General features: G+C 66.0%; 27 protein-coding genes and 1 tRNA gene. 10 read left to right on the top strand and 18 right to left on the bottom strand.

All coding sequences use genetic code 11. From position 1 onward, the window contains the following. Positions 1 to 576: 576 nt before the first annotated feature. Positions 577 to 807: a hypothetical protein gene (locus PSC72_RS05955; protein WP_274324975.1), complete on the top strand. Its 231-nt coding sequence runs from the start codon at positions 577 to 579 to the stop codon at positions 805 to 807. Between the two features lies 1 nt (position 808). On the opposite strand, the gene PSC72_RS05950 is transcribed toward PSC72_RS05955, so the two are convergent. Then, positions 809 to 1,072, bottom strand: a complete 264-nt coding sequence (locus PSC72_RS05950) for a winged-helix domain-containing protein (protein ID WP_274324974.1) — start codon at positions 1,070 to 1,072, stop codon at positions 809 to 811. A 359-nt stretch (positions 1,073 to 1,431) separates the two neighbouring features. Between PSC72_RS05950 and PSC72_RS05945 the strand changes: the two genes are divergently transcribed. Then, complete coding sequence (locus tag PSC72_RS05945) at positions 1,432 to 2,478, top strand: tyrosine-type recombinase/integrase (protein WP_274324973.1); 1,047 nt, start codon at positions 1,432 to 1,434, stop codon at positions 2,476 to 2,478. 1,040 nt (positions 2,479 to 3,518) lie between these two features. Continuing rightward, complete coding sequence (locus PSC72_RS05940) at positions 3,519 to 3,803, top strand: hypothetical protein (RefSeq protein ID WP_274324972.1); 285 nt, start codon at positions 3,519 to 3,521, stop codon at positions 3,801 to 3,803. A gap of 48 nt (positions 3,804 to 3,851) precedes the next feature. Here PSC72_RS05940 and PSC72_RS05935 read toward each other — a convergent pair whose 3' ends face one another. Further along, positions 3,852 to 5,300, bottom strand: coding sequence for a hypothetical protein (locus PSC72_RS05935; RefSeq protein WP_274324971.1), 1,449 nt, complete (start codon positions 5,298 to 5,300; stop codon positions 3,852 to 3,854). A 222-nt stretch (positions 5,301 to 5,522) separates the two neighbouring features. Here PSC72_RS05935 and PSC72_RS05930 point away from each other — a divergent pair, with 222 nt between their 5' ends. Continuing rightward, a complete protein-coding gene (locus PSC72_RS05930; protein ID WP_274324970.1) occupies positions 5,523 to 6,365 on the top strand; it encodes an aldo/keto reductase in 843 nt (280 codons plus the stop codon). A gap of 233 nt (positions 6,366 to 6,598) precedes the next feature. Continuing rightward, entirely contained in the window at positions 6,599 to 6,772 is a 174-nt protein-coding gene (locus tag PSC72_RS05925; RefSeq protein WP_274324969.1) for a DUF7556 family protein, read from the top strand. Between the two features lie 367 nt (positions 6,773 to 7,139). Here PSC72_RS05925 and PSC72_RS05920 read toward each other — a convergent pair. After that, positions 7,140 to 7,213, bottom strand: a tRNA-Lys gene (locus tag PSC72_RS05920). 105 nt (positions 7,214 to 7,318) lie between these two features. Between PSC72_RS05920 and PSC72_RS05915 the strand changes: the two genes are divergently transcribed. Further along, positions 7,319 to 8,770, top strand: a complete 1,452-nt coding sequence (locus PSC72_RS05915) for a DHH family phosphoesterase (RefSeq protein ID WP_274324968.1) — start codon at positions 7,319 to 7,321, stop codon at positions 8,768 to 8,770. A gap of 79 nt (positions 8,771 to 8,849) precedes the next feature. Then, positions 8,850 to 9,299: a DUF5799 family protein gene (locus tag PSC72_RS05910; RefSeq protein WP_274324967.1), complete on the top strand. Its 450-nt coding sequence runs from the start codon at positions 8,850 to 8,852 to the stop codon at positions 9,297 to 9,299. A gap of 63 nt (positions 9,300 to 9,362) precedes the next feature. Here PSC72_RS05910 and PSC72_RS05905 read toward each other — a convergent pair whose 3' ends face one another. The 14 genes from PSC72_RS05905 to PSC72_RS05840 all read right to left on the bottom strand — a co-directional run bounded on the left by PSC72_RS05905 (position 9,363) and on the right by PSC72_RS05840 (position 20,188). Further along, positions 9,363 to 9,503 carry a DUF7557 family protein gene (locus PSC72_RS05905; protein WP_274324966.1) on the bottom strand — a complete coding sequence of 47 codons (141 nt, stop codon included), beginning with the start codon at positions 9,501 to 9,503 and terminating at the stop codon, positions 9,363 to 9,365. Positions 9,504 to 9,590: 87 nt separating this feature from the next. Next, positions 9,591 to 10,571 (bottom strand): isocitrate/isopropylmalate dehydrogenase family protein, encoded by a 981-nt coding sequence (locus PSC72_RS05900; RefSeq protein ID WP_274324965.1) that lies wholly within the window; start codon positions 10,569 to 10,571, stop codon positions 9,591 to 9,593. A 75-nt stretch (positions 10,572 to 10,646) separates the two neighbouring features. Next, positions 10,647 to 11,318, bottom strand: coding sequence for a cyclase family protein (locus PSC72_RS05895; protein WP_274324964.1), 672 nt, complete (start codon positions 11,316 to 11,318; stop codon positions 10,647 to 10,649). Positions 11,319 to 11,416: 98 nt separating this feature from the next. Continuing rightward, positions 11,417 to 12,040: a 3-isopropylmalate dehydratase small subunit gene (gene leuD, locus PSC72_RS05890; RefSeq protein ID WP_274324963.1), complete on the bottom strand. Its 624-nt coding sequence runs from the start codon at positions 12,038 to 12,040 to the stop codon at positions 11,417 to 11,419. After that, on the bottom strand, positions 12,037 to 13,458 hold the full coding sequence (gene leuC, locus PSC72_RS05885; protein WP_274324962.1) for a 3-isopropylmalate dehydratase large subunit: 1,422 nt from the start codon (positions 13,456 to 13,458) through the stop codon (positions 12,037 to 12,039). The genes leuD and leuC overlap by 4 nt, the downstream gene beginning before the upstream one ends. Then, on the bottom strand, positions 13,455 to 13,802 hold the full coding sequence (locus PSC72_RS05880) for a hypothetical protein (protein WP_274324961.1): 348 nt from the start codon (positions 13,800 to 13,802) through the stop codon (positions 13,455 to 13,457). Before PSC72_RS05880 ends, leuC begins: the two co-directional genes overlap by 4 nt. Positions 13,803 to 13,818: 16 nt before the next feature. Further along, a complete protein-coding gene (ilvC, locus tag PSC72_RS05875) occupies positions 13,819 to 14,817 on the bottom strand; it encodes a ketol-acid reductoisomerase (RefSeq protein ID WP_274324960.1) in 999 nt (332 codons plus the stop codon). Next, the gene (gene ilvN / locus PSC72_RS05870; RefSeq protein ID WP_382261307.1) at positions 14,810 to 15,466 is read right to left on the bottom strand and encodes an acetolactate synthase small subunit; all 657 of its coding nucleotides are present in this window, start codon (positions 15,464 to 15,466) and stop codon (positions 14,810 to 14,812) included. The genes ilvC and ilvN overlap by 8 nt, the downstream gene beginning before the upstream one ends. Before the next feature lie 24 nt (positions 15,467 to 15,490). Continuing rightward, on the bottom strand, positions 15,491 to 17,320 hold the full coding sequence (ilvB, locus tag PSC72_RS05865; RefSeq protein ID WP_274324959.1) for a biosynthetic-type acetolactate synthase large subunit: 1,830 nt from the start codon (positions 17,318 to 17,320) through the stop codon (positions 15,491 to 15,493). 290 nt (positions 17,321 to 17,610) lie between these two features. Next, complete coding sequence (locus tag PSC72_RS05860; RefSeq protein ID WP_274326147.1) at positions 17,611 to 18,867, bottom strand: LeuA family protein; 1,257 nt, start codon at positions 18,865 to 18,867, stop codon at positions 17,611 to 17,613. Between the two features lie 98 nt (positions 18,868 to 18,965). After that, the gene (locus tag PSC72_RS05855) at positions 18,966 to 19,094 is read right to left on the bottom strand and encodes a hypothetical protein (RefSeq protein WP_274324958.1); all 129 of its coding nucleotides are present in this window, start codon (positions 19,092 to 19,094) and stop codon (positions 18,966 to 18,968) included. 15 nt (positions 19,095 to 19,109) lie between these two features. Further along, positions 19,110 to 19,334 (bottom strand): hypothetical protein, encoded by a 225-nt coding sequence (locus PSC72_RS05850; protein ID WP_274324957.1) that lies wholly within the window; start codon positions 19,332 to 19,334, stop codon positions 19,110 to 19,112. Between the two features lies 1 nt (position 19,335). Further along, the gene (locus PSC72_RS05845; RefSeq protein WP_274324956.1) at positions 19,336 to 19,593 is read right to left on the bottom strand and encodes a HalOD1 output domain-containing protein; all 258 of its coding nucleotides are present in this window, start codon (positions 19,591 to 19,593) and stop codon (positions 19,336 to 19,338) included. Between the two features lie 121 nt (positions 19,594 to 19,714). Further along, entirely contained in the window at positions 19,715 to 20,188 is a 474-nt protein-coding gene (locus PSC72_RS05840) for an Lrp/AsnC family transcriptional regulator (protein ID WP_274324955.1), read from the bottom strand. A 197-nt stretch (positions 20,189 to 20,385) separates the two neighbouring features. Here PSC72_RS05840 and PSC72_RS05835 point away from each other — a divergent pair, with 197 nt between their 5' ends. Then, positions 20,386 to 20,898, top strand: a complete 513-nt coding sequence (locus tag PSC72_RS05835; RefSeq protein WP_274324954.1) for a hypothetical protein — start codon at positions 20,386 to 20,388, stop codon at positions 20,896 to 20,898. Between the two features lie 114 nt (positions 20,899 to 21,012). On the opposite strand, the gene PSC72_RS05830 is transcribed toward PSC72_RS05835, so the two are convergent. After that, positions 21,013 to 22,503 (bottom strand): aldehyde dehydrogenase family protein, encoded by a 1,491-nt coding sequence (locus PSC72_RS05830; RefSeq protein ID WP_274324953.1) that lies wholly within the window; start codon positions 22,501 to 22,503, stop codon positions 21,013 to 21,015. A 197-nt stretch (positions 22,504 to 22,700) separates the two neighbouring features. On the opposite strand from PSC72_RS05830, the gene PSC72_RS05825 reads away from it, so the two are divergent. Further along, complete coding sequence (locus PSC72_RS05825; protein WP_274324952.1) at positions 22,701 to 23,369, top strand: alpha/beta hydrolase; 669 nt, start codon at positions 22,701 to 22,703, stop codon at positions 23,367 to 23,369. A gap of 94 nt (positions 23,370 to 23,463) precedes the next feature. Beyond that, on the top strand, positions 23,464 to 24,405 hold the full coding sequence (locus PSC72_RS05820) for a VOC family protein (RefSeq protein WP_274324951.1): 942 nt from the start codon (positions 23,464 to 23,466) through the stop codon (positions 24,403 to 24,405). Positions 24,406 to 24,414: the final 9 nt, after the last annotated feature.

Genomic DNA, 24,414 nt, shown 5'->3' with positions numbered 1-24,414 from the left:
GTCGCGTTGCACCTGATAGACACATTTGAACCATATTTTGGGTTTTCAACAGTCGGAAAGTTATTTTCTACATCAAGCGATGTTCTTGCAGTAAAATTCTGAGACTCCTGGGGAGACAAGTCGTTAAAGAGCGGCCCGGACACGTGAATCCCCCCTAATGTAGACGAAAATAGGAGCAAGAAAATGAGACCACTACCGGGGGATGAAGGGCGTAGCTGCTCTGTGGATAGAACCAGAAAAGTCAGTACAAGAAGGATTGATATCATAAATATTGTATTTTGTTGCATACCCGTAGAAGACAAAGAGTAGAGAAGATACCCTGCCCCGATTAGTACGACTAAGAAAGTGGTAAGATAACTCCAAGAGATTCTATTCCGCAAAGTTTCCCCGATATAGGTCATAATAGCAGGAAACTTGTTTTGATGGGATAAGTTTAACGTTCATCACTTTCACTTGCGCCAAATCAATTAAATCTTCTACAGCACTGGCTTCTATCAGCCAATTACGTACTTTTACTTTCACTCTGACCCTCAGACTCGCTCCTTTTACAAACCCATCCAAATCTGCCGTCTGGCTATGTCGAAGTTGACGATTGAGACGCAGGCGGATAGCTGGCGACTCCGCTGTCCGAACGGGCACAAGGTCGCACCGACGAACAACCATTGGTACTGTCGCCAGTGTGCCCGGCGATGGGACGATGAGGCAACGCCGGAGATTGAGGAAGCCATCGACAAGAAAACTGGCAAACGGCTGAGCCGCGACGACGTGGAACTCGACTACGAGACTTCAGGAGTCTACCATGCGTAAGTCAGGAATTAGGCTCCGAAATGTCTCGGAGATCGGCATCACCCTGGAGATATTCAGTCCCTCTCTCCGAAATCCGGTACCAGGGGCCTTTCTCCGAGACTACTACTATCAGGCCGGCTTCGTGGAGTTTTGGGAGCCGTCGCTTGATAGTGGAGTAGGAAATATCGTATCCCTCTTCGCGGAGGTTAATTTCGAGACCCCGCTTGTTGAGAGCCACGCCCGAGTCCTCCAGATACTCCAGGATGATCTCATCTCTCCCAGTCATCCATGGAGCGCGATTCCTTCGGGCCACACGCTATGCGCGCTTTGCACCCCGATAATTCCAAGGGGAATGCTATGCACTAACCAATTTCCTTCCATCCCGGACCAATATATTGGTCAAACTATAAGGGCCATGACCAAGATAGTGGTCATCACGACCGACACGCCACTCTCGCTTGCGCCCCATCTGGAAAACGGTGGTTGGCGCCCGTGTCTCCAGCACGGGAGCCGTGTCGGTCAGGAAGGTGACCGTACAGTGGTAGACGACACACGCCGGAAAAAGTATAGTGGGGTTACGAGCGCCGAGTACAGTATTCTGACCGACAGCCCGCGCTCTGGGCTTCGAGATTCGACAGTAGAACGATGAGCAAGAGCAACGGCCACGACGGACCGAGCGACCTGTCTCCGCGGGAGGCACTTGAGCGGTTCCTCGACCGCAAGCGCATCGAGACTTCGAAGCAGACGATTGGGACCTACCAGTCTCGTCTCAAACTCTTCGTGGAGTGGGCCGAGGAGGAGCAGATAGCCCGCGTGAGCGAATTGAACGGGTGGCTCATCGACAAGTATGAGACAGCCCGCCGAGCGCGCGATATCGCGCCTCTGACCCTGAACAAAGAGATGGGGTCGCTCCGGCGGTTCATCGAGTACCTCGAACGCATCGAGGCGGTCGAAGAAGGACTGTCCGAGAAGGTTCCGGAGGTACACGTTCCGAAGGAAGACCAGAGCGACGACACCAAGCTGCCCACCGCGAGGGCGAACCTCCTACTGGAACACTTCCGCCCCTTCGAGCGCGAAACTCGTGGGCACGCGTTTCTGGAGATCGCGTGGAACACGGGCGCCCGTCTCGGGGCGCTTCGAGCGCTCGACCGGAGAGACTTCGACCCCGAAAACCACGCTATAGCGTTCCGTCACCGGCCGGACACCGGGACTCCGCTGAAGAACAAGGCAGAGGGCGAGCGCGTAGTCGCTGTGACGCCCGAGGTGGTCCAGGCGGTCGAAGATTACCTCGACGGAGACCGGTGGGACAAGCGCGACGAGTACGGCCGTGAGCCCCTCTTATCGTCGCGCCAGGGCCGTCCGGGTATCAACACGGTTCGCCGAATGTCCTATCAGGTGACGCTCCCGTGCAACTACGGAGAGTGCCCACACGGGCAGGACATCCCGGAGTGCGATTTCCGCGAGGTGAATCACGAGAGCAAGTGTCCTTCTTCGCGGGCTCCACACCACATCCGGACCGGTTCTATCGGGTGGCAACTCGACTGTGGCATCCCCATCGAGGTCGTCGCCACCCGGGTCAACTCCGCGGTGAAGACGATCAAGAAGCACTACGACAAGACGACTGAGCGTCAGCGAATGGAGCGCAGAAGACGGCAACATATCGATAAACTATCATTCAACACTACCCAGTGAAACAGATGACTCTCAAACCGACTTTCCCCGAGAATTGTGGCATCGAGACGCTATCAAACCAGTATTTCAATCAGGGGTGTGAGAATCACGAAATTCAGGTTACTGAAACTACCATATTCCCGAGTGGTCCAGAACCGCCCGAACCCATTTTTCGACGGCGTGCTGACGGACACAGCGGGACGCCCATCACTCGGAAGTAGTCACGGTGGAGTTTGAGCAAACGAGGTGAGCACCGAGACGAGCACGTTTCGGCGGGTGATCGCGCTCTCGATAGAGGAACGGGCCCAGGACGAACTGTCGGCGAGTTCTACGGATTATCCGAAGGGAGTATCGTGACAGAACGGGAGACGGTCGTTCAGAAAGCTTATGCCAGAAACCGGGAAACGCCAGGTAGGCACTCGGACGGGCGTTTCGGGTAGGGGTACACGAACGCCAGTCCGAGCCTCTGCGGTGAATTTTATCGGAGGCGAAGATCAGTGACGAGTCGAGCGAAGACACTAACTGCGACCGGTCGGCGAGTACGTCACCGACGGCGAGTACTCAGCTCCCGGTGAAACGGTGACAGGAGCGGCGGCACCCGCTCCCGCGATCTCCGCCCGATTCTGTCTCGGTGCATGGTTCCATTCGACCTCATAACTGACCGCTTCACAGCGTCTATCGTGGATACCCGACACCTCGATACTGCGTGCCGAAACCATAAGTGACGGTTCGTGGTACCGTGACCCATGGCAGTGTGCCCGCACTGTGACTCCGACATCTCGGACTGGGCGAACCGGCTCGAGAAGGCTCCGGCGGCTAACACGCCGAAAGTGTGGACCTGTCCGGACTGCGACGCGGTGCTCGGAATCTCCGACTGGGGGTCCGACTGAGGCGTCGAGCTGTCTCGATCGCACGGTCCCAGTGTGGTCCGATCATGCAGCGACCGGTGAAGTCTCCGCCACGCTCTCTGCGACGAGTCCGGGTGGTCCGGCGACGGACGGTGACCCTGAACACGACCGAATCTGCACAGCCTTCATATATACGGACGATTCTGTAGGAGTATGTCGGTCGCGGACACGGTTCTCCGTCTGCTTGCAACGGTGGTTGTCGTCGCCCTGGTCGGCCGCGCGTGCCAGCGGCTCCTGGGAGACTCCGACGAGTCACACGAGGAATTGGTCCCGGCGTGGGAACGACGAGCGACGACCGCCGTCGGCGTTCCGCTCACACTCGTCGGACTCTCGACGATGGTCGAGGGTCCGCTCGCGGTCCCGTTCGACGCGCTCGCGATCCTCCTGCCGGGGATCGTGTTGCTGGTCTACCCGGACTTCTCCCCCTCGGCGGTGTAAGCCGACAGCGGCCACGGACGGCGGCCGAACGGCGGGCTGGCAGCCGGGCTACACCTGATGCAGCGTCGCATCGGCGCCCTGATACTCCTCGGGGCAGTCGCCGATGTCCCATCCCTCGCCGGTCGGTTCGACGTACGAGTACGTCCGGCCGTCGAGTTCCCAGTACCAGCCCTCGGGATCTTCCTGGTAGATGCCGCACGCCATGTGACCCGGCGGCTGGATGAGTATCGTGTCGTAACCGAACGGGTCGGCTTCGAGAATAGCGGCGAGCACGATCGCCGTGTCTTCGCAGTCGCCCTCGGCTTCGGTGACGGTCTCGGCGATGAACTTGGTGTAGTCGTCGAATCCCGTGCTCGCGTCGTCGGTGACGTACGGGAGCCGCTGGACGAAGTCGATCACGAAGTCCACCTTCTCCCTGCTCCCCGTGAATCCGACATCCTCGGCGTCGGAGTCGAGGATAGTCGCCAGGTCGCTGCCGATGCCCTCGGTGAGTTCGTAATCGACGTACTCGGGCCGGGACCTGCCGCGCGAGCGCTCGACGGCTTCGACGTAGGCGGCCTTCCAGACGATCAGCCGGGTGGTCCAGTCGGTCCCGTTCGTCCGTCCCGAGAGTTCGAGGTCGTAGGCGCCCTCGACGAGACTCCGGTCGAAGGCGTCGCCGGAGTCGGCGTCCAGTCCGTCGGGGTGCGGCGACCGAACCATCCCTCGGTCGGGTTCTCGGAGTTCGAACGGGTCGGTGGACATGAGATACGCCCACTCGTCGGTGGATATCTCCTCGTCGGGCCTGTCCGGGACCACGAACGCGGAGACCTCCAGTCGCGTCTCCGTCGGGAGCGCTTCCCGGTCGATTGAGACCCTGACGTCTGTCCCCTCGTTTGTCAGTGTAAATCCAGTACTGGTGTTCCGGGTGACAGTCCGCTTGCGGGGAAACTCCGAGACCGTTACCCGGAGCCTCGCCTCGGTGTATTCGACGTCGACGTCGGACGCGTAGACTTCGGCCGCGACTTCGTCGACCCCGTAGGCGGTTATCGAGGAGACCCCGTCCCAGTAGTCGTCGGTGACCGCGAACGAGAACGTCGGGTCCGACGCCGGTTCGGTCCGCGTCGGCGTCGGCGACGCCGTCGGTGTCGGAGATGGCGTCGGCGTGGGACTCGGCGTCGGCGACGGGGTCGGAGCGGGCGTCGGCGACTGCGAGGGCGACCGGGTCGGTGACGGAGACGACGCCCGCGCTGTCGACGCGCCGGCGTCGGACCCGCCGTCCGGGTCTGCCGTCCGAGCGGGTGTCACCTTCGGTCTCGGGGTCCCACCGGTGAGATCGGACTTCTCCTGGACGGTGGCGTCGTCCGGCGCGTAGTCCTCGCTGTCTATGACGCCGTCGCCGTCGCTGTCCCGGATCGAGTCGCCGTCTGATCCGCCCAGCGTGGAACATCCCGCGATACCGGCCGTCACCGCGGACAGCCCCAGTACCGCCTCGCGTCGCGACATCCTCTTCTCCATACCTCTCAGAGAGCCCGATCATGACGCATAATCGTTGGGATACCGCCACGCGACGAACCGACTGATCGCGGCTGTTTCGCGTTTGTGCTTGCACGCCGGGCGTTCGCGGGCCGTCCGCGGCGCTCGCCAGGTCAACGGTGTGTCGACAGAGATCCGGAGAGAACGCCGGGTATCAGTAATTTCAACCCGGTACCGGCCCAACGGCGAGTCGGTGACAGTTCTATGACGACGGTTCCGACGAAGACGCTACCGAGCGGCGACGAACTCCCGCAACTCGGTTTCGGCACGTGGGACATCGGCGGCGAGACGGTCAAAGAGGGCGTCCGTACCGCCCTCGACGCCGGGTACACCCACGTCGACACGGCCGAGGGGTACAAGAACGAGGCGGAGATCGGTGAGGTGCTCGCGGAGTACGACCGCGACGACGTCTTCCTCACGTCGAAGGTCCTCCCGAAGAACCTGAACTACGACTCGCTGATCGAGTCGTGCCGGGACTCCCTCGACCGTCTCGGCACCGACTACCTGGACCTGTATCTCATCCACTGGCCTAACCCCGCCGTCTCGCTGCGGGAGTCGCTGGACGCGATGGCGACGCTGCACGACGAGGGGCTCGTCAAGAACGTCGGCGTCTCGAACTTCAGCGCCTACCAGCTGAGCTGCGCCCACCACATCTCGGACGTGCCCATCGCCGTCAACCAGATCGAGTTCCACCCCTGGTTCCAGCGCCCCGACCTCGTGGAGTACTGCCGCGAGACCGACACCGTGATCGAGGCCGCGGCGCCGCTCGGCAGGACCGAAGTCTTCGAAGACGACGCCGTGCAGGACCTGGCCGACCAGTACGACAAGCACCCGGCGCAGATCGTCCTCAAGTGGGCGATCGAGCGGGACATCGTCGCGCTGCCGAAGTCCTCGTCGCCGGAGCACATCCGGGCGAACTTCGATCTGTTCGACTGGTCGCTCGACGACGAAGACCTCGCGGCGCTGGACGACCGCGACCGCGATCACCCGGTCTACGACCACCCCGCCCGCGACTGGTCCGGCGACGTCTACGGCATCAATCAGTAGCGGCGTTCTCGTCCCCTTTCGGGGTTGCCTGTTCCATCCGTCCGCCATACTGCAACTTTGACTCGTCCCGAGGCAGGACCTGGTAATCAATTTCGATAACACCCATTCGCGCCGTCCACGCCTGGGCAGGATAAAATCAAATTAGTCCCTCGATACCGAATAAATATTGAAAGTGTGCGTGAAGCGGGACAGAAATCAAAGTATTCATGGTGTGGTCCTGTGTAGAGGTGATTATGAGCACTGATACGCGGTCGCCCGGCGGACGGGTGACGGGCGAACCCGAGGTCGTCGCGACGGTCGACGAGGCGGACGGGAGCGCCCGGTTTGTCGTCGCCGACATCGCCCGGGACGAGGCGTGGGTCTCGGCCACGGCGACCAAGGCCTACCCGCTCGACGAGTGGCGATAACGGGACCGCGTACGGTCGTCGCGGTGGTGAACGCAGTCCGCTTTCTCACAGGCTTCGAACGCGTCGAGCCACGGCGTCGACCCGCGGCCGGTCTATGTCACTCTCGTCGGACGCCCACGGGTCGCTCGCTCCGCTCGCTTCCCGGGCTGTGACTCGTCTCGTTCAAATCCCTTCCGTGACGCATAGCAGGCGCTCGCGGGTTGCGAGCGCCAGAGAGAGAGAGCGGGCCGGAAGGGATTTGAACCACGCCCAGACGTGCTCGCTACGCTGCGCGCGTCTGGTCTACTTCAAATCCTTCGGAGCCGTTCGCCGTTCACGGATTGCGAGCACACGCTACGCGGTGCTCGCGGTCTGTTCACGTCAGAGACGGGCCGGAAGGGATTTGAACCCTCGACCGTCTGATTAAGAGTCAGACGCTCTGCCGGACTGAGCTACCGGCCCTCGAATTCGACTTACGGAGGTTGGTTGATATACGTTACTGTTCGGGGACGAGGACGCGGCGAAATGTGGGGAATTATATGTCTCGTGGCCATGTAAGGTGACACGATGAGCACCGGCATCACGATGGCGTCGATGTCTCGCTACGCCATCCTCGGGTGTGGGAGCGTGGGCCACGCCGTCGCCGAGGAACTCGTCAGCGAGGGCAAGGAGGTCGAGATCATCGACCGCGACGAGGGCCGCGTGGAAGCGCTCCGCGACCAGGACCTCGACGCCAACGTCGCGGACATCCGCGACGAGTCGGTCGTCGACGAAGTCGCAGACTGCGACGTCGTCCTGATCATGTCTTCCGACGTCGAGGCCAACTCCGCCGCCGTCGGGAACATCCGCGGCCGCGGCGGCGACCACTTCATCGTCGCGCGCGCCTCGGACCCGGTCTCCGCCGACGAACTCACCGAACTCGGCGCCGACGTGGTGATCAACCCGTCGGCCGTCATCGCCGACTCCGCCCTCCGCGCGCTGGAGACCGGCGAACTCGAGTACAAAGCGCGTAACCTCGCCGAGGTCATCGACGACACCGACGGCCGGATGGCGATCCTCGTCCACCGGAGTCCCGACCCGGACTCCATCGCGAGCGCGGCCGCGCTGCGAGACATCGCCGCGAGCCGCGACGTGGAGGCGGACATCATCTACGAGGGCGAGGTCGGCCACCAGGAGAACCGCGCGTTCGTCAACCTGCTCGGCATCGACCTCGTCTCCCGGGACGACGTCGACATGGACGAGTACGACACCGTCGCGCTCGTCGACTACGCGAAGGGCGGCGCGCCGACGGCCGAGGGCATCGACATCCTCGTCGACCACTACGAACACGAGAACGAAGACCTCGACGCCCGCTTCGAGGACGTCCGCTCGAACGTCTCCGCCACCTCGACTATCCTGACCAAGTACATCCAGGAGCTCGACCTCAATCTCAGCCAGGAGGTCGCCACCGCGCTCCTCTACGGGATCCGCGCCGAGACGCTGGACTTCAAGCGCGACACGACGCCCGCCGACCTCACCGCCGCCGCCTACCTCTACCCCTTCGCCGACCACGACACGCTCGAACAGGTCGAGTCGCCGTCGATGTCGCCCGAGACGCTGGACGTGCTCGCCGAGGCCATCAGGAATCGCGAGGTCAGCGGGAGCCACCTCGTCTCCAACGCGGGGTTCATCCGCGACCGCGACGCGCTCGCCCAGGCGGCCCAGCACCTCCTGAACCTCGAGGGGATCACGACCACCGCGGTCTTCGCCATCGCCGACGACACCATCTACCTCGCCGCGCGCTCGAAGGACATCCGGATGAACATCGGGAAGGTCCTGGACGACGCCTTCGGAGAGATGGGCGAGGCGAAGGGCCACTCGACCGACGCCGCCGTCGAGATCCCGCTGGGCATCTTCACCGGCATCGAGACCAGCGAGGACAACCGCGAGACGCTCCTGCAACTCACCGAGGAAGCCGTGCGGAAGAAGCTCTTCGACGCCCTCGGCGTCGAGTCCAGCGGCGAGAGCAACGGGAACTGAGGCCGATCGCGGTTCGTTTTCCGGACGACAGCGCTCGACGAGCGGGAGATACATACCGGAGAGGGTCTAACGGCAACGCATGAGCGACAGCGACTGGAGCGACCGGATCGTCGGCGAACGGATGCAGGTCGACCAGGAGTTCGCCGAGAAGGTCGCGGCCTCGAACTTCTCCCGCCAGCAGTGGGGCCTCATCATGACCGCCGTCGAGTTCGAGATCGAGGGTCCCGAAGACCCCGAGACGGCACGCCTCGTCGCGGACACGAGCAAGGTCGAGAGCATCGTCCCCGAACTGGAGAACGTCGACCGGGCGACCGGGATGGCCGCCGGCGGCGGCCGACCGTCCGACGACTCGGGCGGCGGCCTGCTCGACGGGGTCAAAGACGCTCTCGGGCTGGGCGGGGGCGGCGGCGTGGACAGGGAGCAACTGGCCGCCGCCGAGGAGATGGCCCAGATGTACGCCGGCGACCTGCAGGAGAAACTCGAATCGCGGGGCAAGTGGGACGAGGTCTGCGTCCTCGCACGGGAGTGACGCCGTCGACCGTCGGCCGCAGTCGCGCCGACGGGCGGCTCCCGGCGATCACGCCCGGTCGCGTCACTCGTTCGTGAACAGCGTCAGTCCTTCCGCCTCGTAGATGTTGATGAGTTCGGTGACGACCTCGTCGTAGGACTCGTCGTCCACCCGCAGCGCGTCCAGCCGCTCGATCGTCTCCTCGTCGAGTTCGACCGTTGGCATACGGTCGGCAGTGAGACGGCTGAGAAACTTAAATTTCCGGGACGGAACGGGGATCGTTCGGCGTTCGAACGCGAGTACGAGGGGGATTCAGAGGCGGTCGACGACTGCCTCGGTGACCTCGTCGGTCGAGGCGTCGCCGCCGAGGTCGGGCGTGCGCGGCCCGTCGGCGAGGACGCCTTCGACGGCTTCCCGCACGGCGGTCGCCTCGTCGCCGTATTCCAGGTGGTCGAGCAGCATGGCGGCCGAGAGGATCATCGCCGAGGGATTCGCGATGCCCTGACCGGCGATGTCGGGCGCGGAGCCGTGGACGGGCTCGAACAGCGCGTTCTCCTCGCCGACGTTCGCGCTCGGGAGCAGGCCGAGACCGCCGACGAGGCCGGCGGCCAGGTCCGAGAGCATGTCGCCCGCGAGGTTCGGGCAGATGACGACACCGTAGTCCTCCGGATGCATGACGAGGTGCATCGCGAGCGCGTCCATCAGCGCCGTGTCGTAGTCGACGTCGAACGAGTCGCCGACTTCCTCGGCCGTTTCGAGGAACAGCCCGTCGGTCTGGCGCATGACGTTGGCCTTGTGCGCGATGGTCACGTCGTCGAAGCCGTTCTGTTTCGCGTAGCGGAACCCGAACTCGGCGATCTCGCGGGAGGCGTCCTCGGTGATCACGCGCGTCAGCGTCCGGACGCCCTCGTCGATCTCCGCCTCGATGCCGGAGTAGACGCCCTCGGTGTTCTCGCGGATGAACACGAGGTCGGTGTCCGGCTGGACGGCGTCCAGCCCGGGGTACGAGCGAGCCGGTCGGACGTTGGCGAACGACCCGACGACGTCGCGGAGCGGGAGGATGACGTCGGCGGCCGTCTCGCCCGCGGCGCCGAACAGCGTCGCGTCGGCGTCGGCGGCGAGTTCCCGAGTTTGGGTGGGGAGCGCCTCGCCCGTCTCCTCCTTCACGGCGTCGCCCGCCTCGCCCTCGACGAAGTCGAAGTCGACGTCGATTGCCTCGAGGACTTCGACTGCCGCCGGCGTCACTTCCTGTCCGATCCCGTCGCCGGGGATCACGGCGATCTCGTGAGTCATGACGCTATCTCCCGGCGGTGCCGAAAAGAGGGTGTCGATGTGTGTCAGGTCGACCGGGCGGGCGGTCGCCGCCCGTCACCCGTCTCCGTCCGGGTACGCGACCGCTCGGACCGGCGACGCGTCGGCGTTTGCGAACTTGAGCGGATAGGCGTGTAGTTCGAAGCGATCGGGCAGCCGGTCGAGTCCGCGGAGGTTCTCGACGATCAGCCGACCCTCATCGAACAGCGTCTCGTGGACCGGAAACCCGTCGGGTTCGTCGGCGGTCGCCTTCTCTGTCGGCGTCGGGTCCGGGTTGACGGTATCGACACCGAGGTCGCACTCGCGCTCGGCGAGCCACGCGGCGGCGTCAGCGGTGAGATACGGGTGGTCGAGGTAGCGATCGCTCTCCCAGTGGTCGTCCCAGCCCGTGACGACGGCGAGGAGGTCCACTGCGTCCGGATCCGCACCGGCCGGAAGACTGTCCCGGAGGGCGTCGACGCCGATCGGCTCCCGGGGATCGAGCGGACGGAGGTCGGCCGCGGTCGCGTCGAACCGGAACCGGTCCGCGGAGAACCCGTCGAGCGAGGGGCCGTCGATCAGGTGCGCCGGCGCGTCCACGTGCGTGCCGGCGTGGGAGTCCACGTCGAGGCGCGTCGTCCGGTAGCCGTCGGCCTCGCGGGTCGCTGCGGGTTCGACGCCGATCGGTTCGGTTCCGGGATAGACGGGCATGTCGGTGGCGAGCGAGTGCGAAAGGTCGAACGTCTGCACGCGTGGCTATCGCTCCCGGGCGAGCATAGGTCCGTCGGACGATGTCGGAGAAGTCGCCGAGAACAGTACTGATGCGGTCGAGAACCGAATTTCCGCCGTCAGTCCGCGGACTCGACGTACGGCAGCGAGTCGGCGGTTTCCTGGATCGCGTTCTGGTTGGCCTTCATCAGCGCGGTCGTGTCCCAGTTGCCCTCGACGAGGGCCTCGCGCTGGGCGCGGTCGACGCTGACGCTGATCTCGTTGTCGCCGTAGGTCACCGTCTCCGCCCGCACGTCGACCTCGATGTCGCCGTCGGGGTTGTCGTCGACCCACTGCTGGAGCGCGTTGATCGTCTCGTGGTCGGCGGTCACGGTCGGAATGCCGAGCGCGAGGCAGTTGCCCGCGAAGATCTCGGCGAAGGACTCGCCGATGATGGCGTCGATGCCCCAGCGCATGAGCGCCTGCGGGGCGTGCTCGCGCGAGGAGCCGCAGCCGAAGTTGGCGTTGACCACCATGACGTTGGCGTCCTGGAAGCGCTCCTCGTTCATCGGGTGGTCCTTCTGTTCGTCCTCGTCGTCGAAGCGCAGGTCGAAGAAGGCGAACTCGCCCAGGCCGTCGAAGGTGACGACCTTCATGAACCGCGCAGGGATGATCTGGTCGGTGTCGATGTCGTTGCCGCGGATCGGGATGCCCGTCCCCTCCACGTAGTCGACCGACGGGATGTCCTCGGTCGGGTCACTCATGCCAGGTTCACCTCCTTCAGTTCGCGCACGTCAGAGACCTCGCCGGTGATCGCCGCGGCGGCGACCATCCGCGGGTTCATCAGGACGGTGCGGCCGTCCTTGCTGCCCTGGCGGCCGACGAAGTTGCGGTTCGACGAGGACGCGCAGGCCTCGTCGCCTTCCAGCTGGTCCTCGTTCATGCCGAGGCACATCGAACAGCCGGCGTTGCGCCAGTCGAATCCGGCTTCCTCGAAGACGTCCTTCAGGCCCTCTTCCTCGGCCTGCTTCTGGACGCGCTGGCTGCCGGGGACGACCATCGCGCGCACGTCGTCGGCGACCTCGCGGCCCTTCACGATGCGGGCCGCGCGGCGCAGGTCGGGCAGGCGCGCGTTCGTACACGAGCCCAGGAAGGCGACGTCGATGTCGTAGCCCTCCATGGTCTCGCCGGGCTCGACGCGCATGTGCTCCTGGGCGCGCCGGGCGGTGTCCTGCTTGTCCTCCGGCAGGTCCTCGGGGGCCGGGATCGGGTCGTGGATACCGATTCCCTGACCGGGCGTGGTACCCCAGGTGACGACCGGGTCGAGTTCGCTCGCGTCGATGTGGACCACGTCGTCGTACTCGGCGTCCTCGTCGGAGCGGATGGACTCCCAGTACGGCTTCAGCTCGTCGAACTTCTCCGGGTTCTCCTGGAAGTAGTCGGTCTGCTCCAGCCACTCGTAGGTGGTCTCGTCGGGGTTGACGTAGCCCGCGCGAGCGCCGCCCTCGATGGACATGTTGCAGATGGACATCCGGCCTTCCATGTCGAGGTTCTCGATGGCCTCGCCGGCGTACTCGTAGACGTAGCCGACGCCGCCCTCGGTACCGAGACGGCGGATGATCTCCAGGATGACGTCCTTGGCCTCGACGCCCTCGCCGAGTTCGCCGTCGACCTGGATCTTGCGGACCTTCTGCTTCTCCATCGCGATGGTCTGGGTGGCCAGCACGTCGCGGATCTGGCTGGTCCCGATACCGAACGCGAGCGCGCCGAACGCGCCGTGCGTGGAGGTGTGGGAGTCGCCGCAGACGATCGTCTTGCCGGGCTGGGTGATGCCCTGCTCCGGCCCGATGACGTGGACGATGCCCTGGTCGCCCGTCGTCGGGTCGGAGAACTGGATGCCCGCGTCGCGGACGTTCTCCTCCAGTTCGGCCATCATGCGCTCGGCCGCGTCGTCGGCGTACGGTCGGTCCTGATTGGCCGTCGGGACGATGTGGTCGACCGTCGCGTGGGTCAGGTCCGGGCGCGCGACCTCCAGGCCGCGCTCCTGGAGCATGCCGAACGCCTGCGGGCTGGTGACCTCGTGGATGAGGTGCAGCCCGACGAACAGCTGGTCCTGCCCGTTGGGCAGCGTCGTTACCTTGTGTCGATCCCAGACCTTGTCGTACAGTGTACCCTGACTCATACTGAATCCGCTGGCTCCTCGTTGCCCCGCTGGAAGACGCGATTCGCGTCCTCCGCGTCCGCCTCGGGGTGCTCGTGGTCGACGTCTCTCATCGTCTGTTCGCCGTCGTCCTCCGCGTCTGCGCGTCCACCGTCGGACCTGCGGTCCGACGAGGCTCGCGGAACTGCGTTCCGCTCACCCCCGTCAGCCGCGACTGCCGGGCCCCGCTGGAAGGCGAAGTCGTCGCCGAACGCCTTCCCCGTGTGGGGGTTGGTGTGGCTGAACTCGGCCATCGTCGCCTTCGGGGCCGCGTCGCCGACGGTGTCGGTCGTGGTTTCGGTCGCGTGTGTCGTGTCGTCTGTCATCTGTCTGGTGTGCTCGCTACTCCTCGTCGGCCCACGCGAACAGCTCGCGCAGGCGCCCGCCGACTTCCTCGATCTGGTGGTTCGCTTCCGCGTCGCGGTACTGCTTGTAGGCCGGGCGGCTCGCCTGGTTCTCGTTGATCCACTCGCGTGCGAACTCGCCGTTCTGGACGCCCTCGAGGATGGACTCCATGCCCTCGCGGTCGATGACCTCTTCGCCGCGGGTGAGCCCGCCGTACTCGGCGGTGTCCGAGACGGAGTCCCACATGCCCATGTGGCCGCCCTCGTACATGAGGTCGACAATGAGCTTCAGCTCGTTCAGGCACTCGAAGTAGGCCATCTCGGGCGCGTAGCCCGCGTCGACCAGCGTCTCGAAGCCGGCCTTGACCATCTCGGTGACGCCGCCGCAGAGGACGGCCTGCTCGCCGAACAGGTCGGTCTCGACCTCTTCCTTGAAGCTCGTCTCGATGACGCCCGCGCGGGCGCAGCCGATGGCCTGCGCGTAGGCCAGCGCCTCCTCCTTGGCGGCGCCGGTGGCGTCCTGCTCGATGGCGATGAGGCCCGGCGTCCCCTCGCCGCGCTTGTACGTGCGGCGGACGAGGTGGCCGGGGCTCTTCGGCGCGACCATCGTCACGTCGACGCCCTCCGGCGGCTCGATCTGGCCGTAGTGGATGTTGAACCCGTGGGCGAACTGGAGCGTGTCGCCTTCCTCCAGGCCGTCCTCGACGGCCTCGAACACGGCCGGCTGGACGGTGTCCGGGACGAGCATCACGGTGATGTCCGCCTCGGCGACGGCCTCGTCGGGCACCGCGACGCGGATGCCGTCCGCTTCGGCTTCCTGGCGCGAACTCGACCCCTCGCGGAGGCCGACGACCACGTCGACGCCGCTGTCGGCGAGGTTCTGGGCCTGCGCGTGGCCCTGGCTGCCGTAGCCCAGGATGGCCACGGTCTTGTCTTCGATGTACGATTCGTCGGCGTCGCCGTCGTCGTAGACGGGCGTGGTGAATTCGTCAGTCATCTGTAGCTGTCTCCGCAGTCTCGGGGGTGTCTGATACCTTCGTCGTTTTCCGTCGCTCGTCTTCCAGCACGTCCGCGCCGCGCTCGACCGCCGCCGCGCCCGTGCGGACGACCTCCTGCACGTCGAACTGGTCGAACGCCGCGACGGCCGCCTCGATCTTCTGCTGGCTGCCGGTGATCTCCACCGTGATGGCCTCCGGCGAGGCGTCGACGACGTTGCCGTCGTACATGTCCGCGACCGCGTTCACGTCGTCGGGCTTCTCGCCGCTGACCTTCACGAGGATCAGCTCGCGCTGGACCGCCTCGGGCTCGAGCTCCTCGACCGAGACGACCGGCACGAGCTTCTTCAGCTGCTTCTTCGCCTGGTCGACGCCCGGCTCGGGCTCCTCGATGACGATGGTCATCCGAGCGATCTCGTCGTCGTCCGTAGCGCCGACGGTCAGGCTCTCGATGTTGAACTGCCGGCGGCTGAACAGGCCCGACACTTCCGCGAGCACGCCGGGCTCGTGTTTCACCAGCGTCGACAGCACCGCCTTGCGCGGCTGGTGAGTCGCCTCTGCTTCCGGGTCGATGCGAATCCCCTGCGAGTTCCGTCGGCCCTCCGGACGCATCCGCTCGTCCGGGTGCGGGCCCTCCATGCCTTGTGTCATCGTTGGTCCTCCGTTGTCGTCATTTCAGATGTCTCCCAGCTGGTCGCCGTTCAGTGCGAACAGCCCGTTGTCCCCGCCGGCGGGGACCATCGGGTAGACGTTCTCGGCCGGGTCGATGATCGCGTCGACGACCGCCGGGCCGTCGTACTCGCGCGCGGCCTCGATGACCTCGTCGACCGATTCGTAGTCCTCCAGGCGGAACCCGCGCGCGCCGAACGCCTCGGCGAGCATGTCGAACTGCGGGATCCACGGGTACTCCGAGGCCATCCGACGGCCCTCGTAGAAGCCGTCCTGCCACTGGCGGACCATCCCGATCGCCTCGTTATTGAGAACGACGTACGTGATGTCCAGGTCCTCCCGGACCGCGACGGACAGCTCCTGGACCGTCATCAGGAAGGAGCCGTCGCCGTCGAAGCAGACGACTTCCTGGTCCGGTGCGGCGATCTTCGCGCCGATGGCCGAGGGGACGCCGTAGCCCATCGTGCCCAGGCCGTGGCTGGAGACCCACGTTCGGGGCTCGGTGTACGTCCAGAACTGGCTGGCCCACATCTGGTGTTGCCCGACGCCGGTCGTGACGATGGCGTCGTCGTCGGCCAGCTCGGAGAACCGCTCGACCACGTACTGCGGTTTGAGCGGCTCGTCCTCGGGCATGTCGTACTCCATCTCGTACTCGTCTTTCCAGGTCTGACACTGCTCGCGCCACTCGGCGTAGGCCTCGGGCGAGGTGTCCATCGCCTCGTAGGCGACGGGCATGGCGTCGTCCAGCTGGCGCAGGACCTGCTTCGCGTCGCCGATCAGCGGGTAATCGGCCTCGATGTTCTTGCTGATCTCCGCGGGGTCGATGTCGACGTGGATCAGCTCGGCGTCCGGCGCGAACGACTCGACGCCGCCGGTCAGGCGGTCGTCGAAGCGCGTGCCGACGGCGAGCATGCAGTCGGTGTTCGTGATCGCCATGTTGGCGTAGCCGGTGCCGTGCATCCCGGCCCACTCCAGGCTCAGCTCGTGGTCCTCCGGGAACGAGCCGATGCCGGGCATCGTCGTGATGACCGGAATCTCGTACTCTTTGGCGAACTGCCGCAGTTCGTCGCTGGCCTCGGCCTTGATGACGCCGCCGCCCGCGAGGATGACCGGCCGCTCGGCCTCCGCCAGCGCGGCGGCCGCCGAGTCGACGGCGTCGGCGTCGGCCGTCGTCGGCGGGTTGTACGTGTCGGGCGTCTCCGGCTGACCGGGGAACGCGTCTGTCTCGCCCTGCGTGACGTCCTTGGGCAGGTCGACCAGCGTCGGGCCCTGGCGGCCCTCGTCGGCGAGCGCGAACGCCTCGCCGACCTCGGTGCCGACCGTGTCGGCGTCGTCGGCGAAGTAGCTGTGTTTGGTGACGGGCTGGGTCACGCCGACGGTGTCGGTCTCCTGGAAGGCGTCGTTGCCGACCATCTCCGTCGAGACCTGGCCGGTCAGCGCGATCATCGGGTCGGAGTCCATCGACGCGTCGGCGATGCCCGTCACGAGGTTGGTCGCGCCGGGGCCCGAGGTCGCCAGGCAGACGCCCGGCTTGCCCGAGACGATGCCGTAGGCGTCCGCGGCGTGGGAGGCCCCCTGCTCGTGGGCCATCGTGACGTGGGTCAGTTCCTCGGAGTCGTACAGCGCGTCGTAGACGGGCATGATCGCCCCGCCCTGGACGCCGAACAGCGTCTCCGCGCCGGCCTGTTCGAGCGCCGCGACGACCGACTCCGCGCCCGTGCTCACGGTATCGCTCGTCGTCGGGCTTCCCTCGTCGGTCGGTTCGGCTGTCTCCGTCGTCTGTTCGTCCGCGTCTGTCTCGCCGTCCGGTGGCGACACTGGTGTTTGCTCACTCATATCTGGGTTGTCGTGTCCGTCGAATCCGCTCCGCGTCGAATCGATGCGTCCGCCGAAAATGGATGTGTGCGACTGGTGGGGCTAGGGCGCCCCTACAATACGAACGCGAACGCCGCCGCTGAGGGCGAGCGGTCCCTCGCCGAACCCAGCGGTTTCTCTCATCACTACGACACTCTGTACACCGGCGGCAATAAATTTTCCGAGTCCCGCTCGCGGAGCGCCGCGCGGCTCCCGGGTCTGGATAGCGCTCTCGCTGGGTGTGCTCGGCGACCGTGGAGGCGGGCATCGTCCTACGCCCGGACCTCCTCTTCCTCGACCTCGCGGTCGACGCCGACGTCCTGGGCGAACTCCTCCAGGACCTGCATGGTGACGCGGTTCTTCTCCGCGCCGTACTCCTTGACGCGTCGGGTGACCGCGCGAACCTCCTCGTCGGTGGGCTCGTAGCCCGCGTCGACCAGCCGCTCTCGCACCGAGTGCTGGCCGGTGTGTTTACCCAGGACGAGCTCGCGCTCGGCCCCGACCATCTCCGGGGTCATGACCCCCGGCTCGAACGTGTCGGAGTTCTCGATGACGCCGGCCGCGTGGATCCCGCTCTCGTGGGAGAAGGCGTTGCGGCCGACGACCGGCTTGTTCGCCGGCACCGGAATGTCGCTCTTGCCCTCGATGGTCCGGGAGATCTCGGTGATCCGCGTCGTGTCGATCCCGGTGTCGACGTCGTACAGCGACTCCAGGGCCATCACGACCTCCTCGTAGGCCGCGTTGCCCGCGCGCTCGCCGATGCCGTTGACCGAGACCTGCGCCTGCGCGGCGCCGGCCTCGTAGCCCGACAGCGCGTTCGCGGCGGCCAGCCCGAAGTCGTCGTGCGTGTGCACGTCGATGCGGGCGTCCGTGCGGTCGACCACCTTCGCGATCATGTCGCGGAAGCGGCCGGGCGTCGCGACCCCGCAGGTGTCGGGGATGTTGATCCAGTCGGTGCCCGCCTCGCTGACGGCGTCGACGACCTCCATCAGGAACGCCTCGTCCGTCCGGGTGGCGTCCATCGGGGAGAACATGCACTCGACGCCCGCCTCCTTGACGCGCTCGACCGACTGGACGGCGCGCTCTTTGGCCTGCTCGCGGGTCGCGTGCATGGAGTCTTCGAGCTGTACGTCGCTCGTCGAGACGAACACGTGGACTAGCTCGACGCCGGAGTCCAGTGCCGCTTCGACGTCTTTCTCGACGACCCGCGCCAGCCCGCAGGTCGTCGTCGAGGTCGCCTCCGCGATGTCGCGGACGGCCTCGAATTCCGCGTCGGAGTTCACTGGGAACCCCGCTTCGATGACGTGGGTGCCCATGTCGTCCAGCACGGCCGCTATCTCGCGTTTGTCTTCGTACGAGAACGACGTGCGTGGTGACTGCTCTCCGTCGCGGAGCGTCGTGTCGAAAATGCGTGCCTCAGTTACTTCAGAGGTACTATTCAGAGTACCCCGGAAGAACTCGATCCGCCGGCGAAGCCGACGTGCCCTCAGTGTTGGACATTGTACCTGTAACCTGTTCCTTCGTGATATATAAAGTCTCCGCTCGGAACGGCCCCTCGTCAATCACTGTCACGGCGCGAGTCGGGAGCCAGCGGGCCGAACGTCGGCGAAAGCGGCGTCGAGGGCGGTCAATCCAGGAACGAGAAGTCCGTCCCGTCGCAGTTCGGACAGCCGTCTCGGCCGACGGGCTCCGGGTCCCGCGGCCCGAGCGCGAACAGGAGGGCCCCGCACGAGTCGCACTCGATCTGTTCCGGCACCGTCGTCCACCCCGGTCAGCCGTCCATGGCGTTGCGACCGTTCGACGCGGACGACGCCGTCGTCTGCGACTCGGTCGTCTCCTCGGTCGATTCCGGGACTGGAACGTCGTCTGCGGGGGCGTCTCGTTCGAGGACGACCTCGTGTCGGTCGCGCGCGTGCTCGTTGAACATCGCCTGGGCGTCGGCCCACTCGTCGTGGGCCCACCGTTTCTCGCACGTGTAACAGACGCAGCGAAACATCCTACGGACTCACCTTTCTGTCGCGGACGCGGACGCTCCCGTCGGCCCCGACGACGACAGTCCGTCCGGCGTACTCGAAGTAGAGACGAACGCTCGAGTCCGAGCCAGCGAGGAGCGCCTGCATCGCCTCCGTGTCGATGGTCTCGGTCAGCGGCGGGAGGTCGAAAACGTCGACGCCCGCGTCGTCCGCGACGGTGGAGACGATCTCCATCACTAGCTCTTCGCACTGTCCGCGTGCGATCCACCGGTCTTGCCCCATCGGTGGGTACCTGGGGAGCTTCGAACTAAAGTATTATCGAATAAATTCAACAAGACCGTAACTTCCGGGGAGGTAATTTTGATTTCCCAAAAATAGACAGATGTATTATGGTTGTCCGTCGTCACTGTTCGTCGACGATATCCGTCCCGAAGTGGTTGAACGGGCGGTGGTGGCTCTTGCCCATCAGGCGCTCGCTTTCCAACCGCAGGCCAAGTTCCGACAGGCTCTCGGCGATCTCCGTGATCTCCTCGGAGCTGTTCGTGACGGCGACGACGTGGAGATTCTCCTTCCCGCTCAGGATCTCCTGGACGTGGACGACGTTGGAGATCTCAAGCGCCTCCGTCGCGAGGTCGCTCCGCTCCTTGACGGGCGCCGTGCAGACGAACCGGAGCCGGATCGGGAACCCCGCATTCTCGTAGTTGATGATGGGGACGTACCCTTCGATGACGTCGTTGTCCTGGAGGCCGCTGATCCGATTCCGGATCGTCTGGGCCGAAACCGGGAGTTGATCGGCCATGTCGACCGGCGTCGTGTTGCGAGCATCTCGCTGTAATAACTGGAGGATGCCGTAGTCGATCTCGTCCAGTTCTACCATGAGTGGGTGTGTCTCTACGCCGCCCTGCAATGATTCTTTTGACCCGGCGGGCGATCCGATTCGCCTGCCCAGTGCGTCGTCCCGGCGCGAGCGACGACGGCGAAGACGGGAGCGACACCGAACGGACGGACCGCTCGAACAGCCGGTACCTTATTCGGGTGCCGAGAGCGATATCCCGGAGAGGCGATCACGCTCGCATGCCCTTCACCCCGTTTCACCTCGGCCCCGCGCTGCTGATCGGAGTCCTCTGCCTCCGCTGGCTCGACCTCCCGACGTTCCTCGCGGCGAGCGTCCTGGTCGACGCCCGGACGACGCTCGTGTTCTTCGGGTACCTCGACGGCCCGCTGCACGGTCCGCTCCACACGCTGCTGGGTGCGACCGTCCTCGCCGGTGTGCTGACCGCGGCCGCCGCTCCGCTTCGGCCGTCGCTCGATCCGGTCCTCGACTGGGCCGGTCTCCCGCAGTCGACCGCCCTCGGTCGAATCGCGGCCGCGGCCCTGGGCGGCTGCTGGCTCCACGTCCTCCTCGACGCGACGCTGTACACCGACGTGTTCCCGTTCGCGCCGGTGTCGACCGCAAACCCCCTGTTCGGGGCCGTGGGACCGCTGACCGTCTACGTAGGGTGCGTCGCCGCAGGGCTGCTCGGAGTCGGACTGTACGCCGCGTCGCGAGTCGACCTCCTCACGCTCGCCGACGCCGGTTCGGCCTGAACGCCGCTGACGGCCCCGGTTCCGGACCTGTCGCCGGGACTGTCGCGGTCGGTCCAGTCCCTCGAAACCGCGGCGGTCGCTCCGGTCTCCGAACCGCGGAGAGCCGGATCGCCCTCAGAACGGGTAGTCGCGCGGTTCCCGCTGCAGGGAGATCCACTTCGTCTCGGTCACCTCGTCCAGTATCGTCCCGTCGTTGTACCCGCCCATCCCCGACGCTCGCGTGCCGCTGAACGTGACGTGGGCCTCGTCGTTGATCGGCTGGTCGTTGACGTGGACGTGTCCGGTCTTCATCCGGTCAGCGATGTCCATGCCCGTCCCGATATCGCCGGCGTGGACCGACCCCGACAGCCCGTACTCGGTGTCGTTGGCGATCTCGACGGCCTCGTCGACGTCCGAGAAGGAGATCACCGGCGCGATGGGGCCGAAGTGCTCGAAGCACGCCGCGGACATGTCGTTGGTCACGTCCGACAGCACCGTCGGCTTCACGACGAGCGAGTCGTCGGCCCCCTCGATTTCGGCGGTCTCACCGCCCGTTTCCAGCGTCGCACCGGCGTCGACCGTCTCCTCGACGTACTCCAGCATCTGGTCGCGCTGAGACTCGTCGATGATCGGGCCGACGATCGTCTCCTCCTCGTGGGCGCTCCCGACCGGCAGTGACTCGGCGCGGTCGGTCAGCGCCGCGACGTAGTCGTCGTAGATCGACTCGTGGACGACGTGGCGATTGATGGAGATGCAGACCTGCCCCTGGTGGACGAACGACCCGAACGTCGCGCTGTCGATCGCCTGCTCCAGGTCGGCGTCGCCGGTCACGACGTGGGCGTTGTTGCCGCCGAGTTCCATCGCCTGCGCGGCGAGGTTCTCGGCGGCCGTCGCGGCGACCTGCCGACCGACGGGCGTCGACCCCGTGAACGCGACCATGTCGCTCTCGGGGTGGCCGACGACGGCGTCGCCGATGTCCGACCCGCTGCCGGTGACGACGTTCAGCAGTCCGTCGGGGAGCCCCGCGTCCTCGAATATCTTCGCGAAGACCAGCCCGCCGGTGATCGGCGCGTTCGTCGCGGGCTTGAGCACCACGGCGTTGCCCGTCGCGATGGCGGGGGCCACCGCCCGCATCGAGAGGTTCAGCGGGAAGTTCCACGGCGAGATGGCCGTCACGACGCCGCGGGGGATCCGCCTGACGATGTTCTCCTTGCCCTCGACGTTCGAATCGGCGAACTCGCCTTTCATCCGGCGGGGCATCGTCGCCGCTTCGCCCAGCTGGTCGCTGGCGATCTGTACCGACGTCTCGCCCATGATCTGCCCGCCGCCCGCCTCGTAGGCGAGCAGATCGATGACCTCGTCGCGGTGTTCCTGGAGCGTCCGGAGCGCGTCCTGGACGACGCCCTCGCGTCGCGCCGGCGGCTGGTCGGCCCACGACTCCTGCGCGGCGGCGGCCGCCTCGTAGGCGGCGTCGACGTCCGCTTCGGTCCCCGCGGGAACCTCCGCGACCGTCTCGCGCGTCGAGGGGTCTTCCACCGGGATCGTCTCTCCGCCCGCGGCCTCGGTCCACTCGCCGTCGATGTACAACGACGCCCAATCGGCGTCGATTGCGTAGCTGTCTGGCACGAGTGGCCCCTGTAAGCGATTCGGAGGGAAAAGCCGCCGGCCGGCAGACGCCGAGCGGGCGTCAGCCCCTCGATAGGCGCCGCAGACAGCGGCCGACGCGACGACGGACGTACAAGTCGCCGGGCCCTCATCATCGAACCGGATGCACACGCCGAGGACCGCTGTCGGAGACGCGACGCCGCGAGGGGGCGCCTGAGATGGCCGGTCCCCATCAGGATCAACCGCTGGTCACCGCGGGCGCCCCGCTGTCGGTCGCCGACGCCGCGGCGGTGCTCGTCCACGGACGCGGCGGGACCGCCGAGGGCATCGTCGCGCTCGCCGACGAGTTCTACCGCCACGGCCTCGCGCTCGTCGCGCCGCAGGCCCACCGCAACCGCTGGTACCCCGGGTCCTTCCGCGCGCCGGTCGTCTCGAACGAACCCGGCTTCTCGTCGGCGCTCGACGCGGTCGGCGACGCCGTCGAGACGGTCGCGGCCGCGGGCGTCCCTGCGGATCGGACGCTCCTCCTCGGCGTCTCGCAGGGCGCCTGCGTCCTGAGCGAGTTCGTCGCTCGCGCGCCGCGACCCCGCGGCGGCGTCGTCCTGTCCAGCGGCGGCCTGATGGGGCCGGACGTGGGCGAGTACGGCGGATCACTCGACGCGACGCCGGTGCTCGTCTGCGGCCACGAGGGCGACGACCGAGTGCCGGTCGAGCGCCTGCGCGAGACCGCGGTGGTGTTCGCCGCGCTTGACGGCGACGTGACCGAACGGATCCACGAGGGGGACGGCCACGGATTCACTGACGGTGACCTCGCAGCCGTCGACGTGCTGGTCGCCGATCTGATCGGCGGCGCAGGGGGTCGTTTCGCCGGCGATTCGCCGGAGTGAGCGAGGCGATTTCAGACGAGCCGTAACGCCCGATATCGAGGGTTTGAGTGCGTCGACAAAGGGGTTATCGGCGTCGAAATCCTACCGTCGGATCATGCCAGCCGACATTCCCGGAATCCACCACGTGACTGCGATCGCGAGCGACCCGGGGCGCAACTACGAGTTCTACACGGAGACGCTCGGGTTACGACTGATCAAGCGCAGCGTCAACCAGGACGACGTGTCCGTCTACCACCTCTTCTACGGCGACCGAGACGGGTCGCCGGGCACGAGCATGACCTTCTTCCCCTACACGGACGCCAGCCCCGGCCGCGTCGGGACCGGGCAGGTCGCGGCCGTCCAGTTCCTCGTCCCGGGGGCGTCCGTCGACTTCTGGCTCGACAGGCTCGAATCGGAAGGCGTCGAGGCGGAAGAACCGCACGACCGCTACGGCGACACCGTGATCCGGTTCCACGACCCCGACGGGCTCCCCCTCGAACTCGTCGCGAGCGCCGACGCGCCCGCCGGCGACCCCCCTGAGGGACCAGTTCCCCCGGAGTACGCGATCCGGGGCTTCTTCGGCGTCACGCTCTCGCTCGCGACGTGCAGCCAGACCGCCAGCCTGCTCAAGACGATGGGCTTTCAGCCGACGCGGAGCGAGCGCCGCAGACAGCGGTTCGAGGCGAACGGCGAACTGGGGTACGTCGTCGACCTCCTCGAAGACCCGGAGGCGCCCCGCGGCGAACCCGGCGCGGGCACCGTCCACCACGTCGCCTTCCAGGTGTCCGACGCCGAACAGGCCCAGTGGCACGACGCCCTGGTCGAGCGCGGGCTGCGGCCGACCCAGATCATCGACCGCAAGTGGTTCAAGTCGATCTACGCCCGCACCGAGGGGGGCGTCCTCTTCGAGTTCGCGACGAAGGGCCCCGGCTACACCGTCGACGAGGACGTCGACGAACTCGGGGAGCACCTCGTCCTCCCGGAGTGGCTCGAAGACCGACGGGCGGAGATCGAGGCCAACCTCCCGGAGTTGACCGTCACGCCGCGGTCGGATTGAACCGGCGGC

Source organism: Halosimplex aquaticum (assembly GCF_028747785.1).
In the GTDB taxonomy this organism is placed as follows: Archaea; Halobacteriota; Halobacteria; order Halobacteriales; family Haloarculaceae; genus Halosimplex; species Halosimplex aquaticum.
The sequence above is the reverse complement of the archived record's forward strand: the minus strand, read 5'-3'. Positions and strand labels throughout refer to the sequence as shown.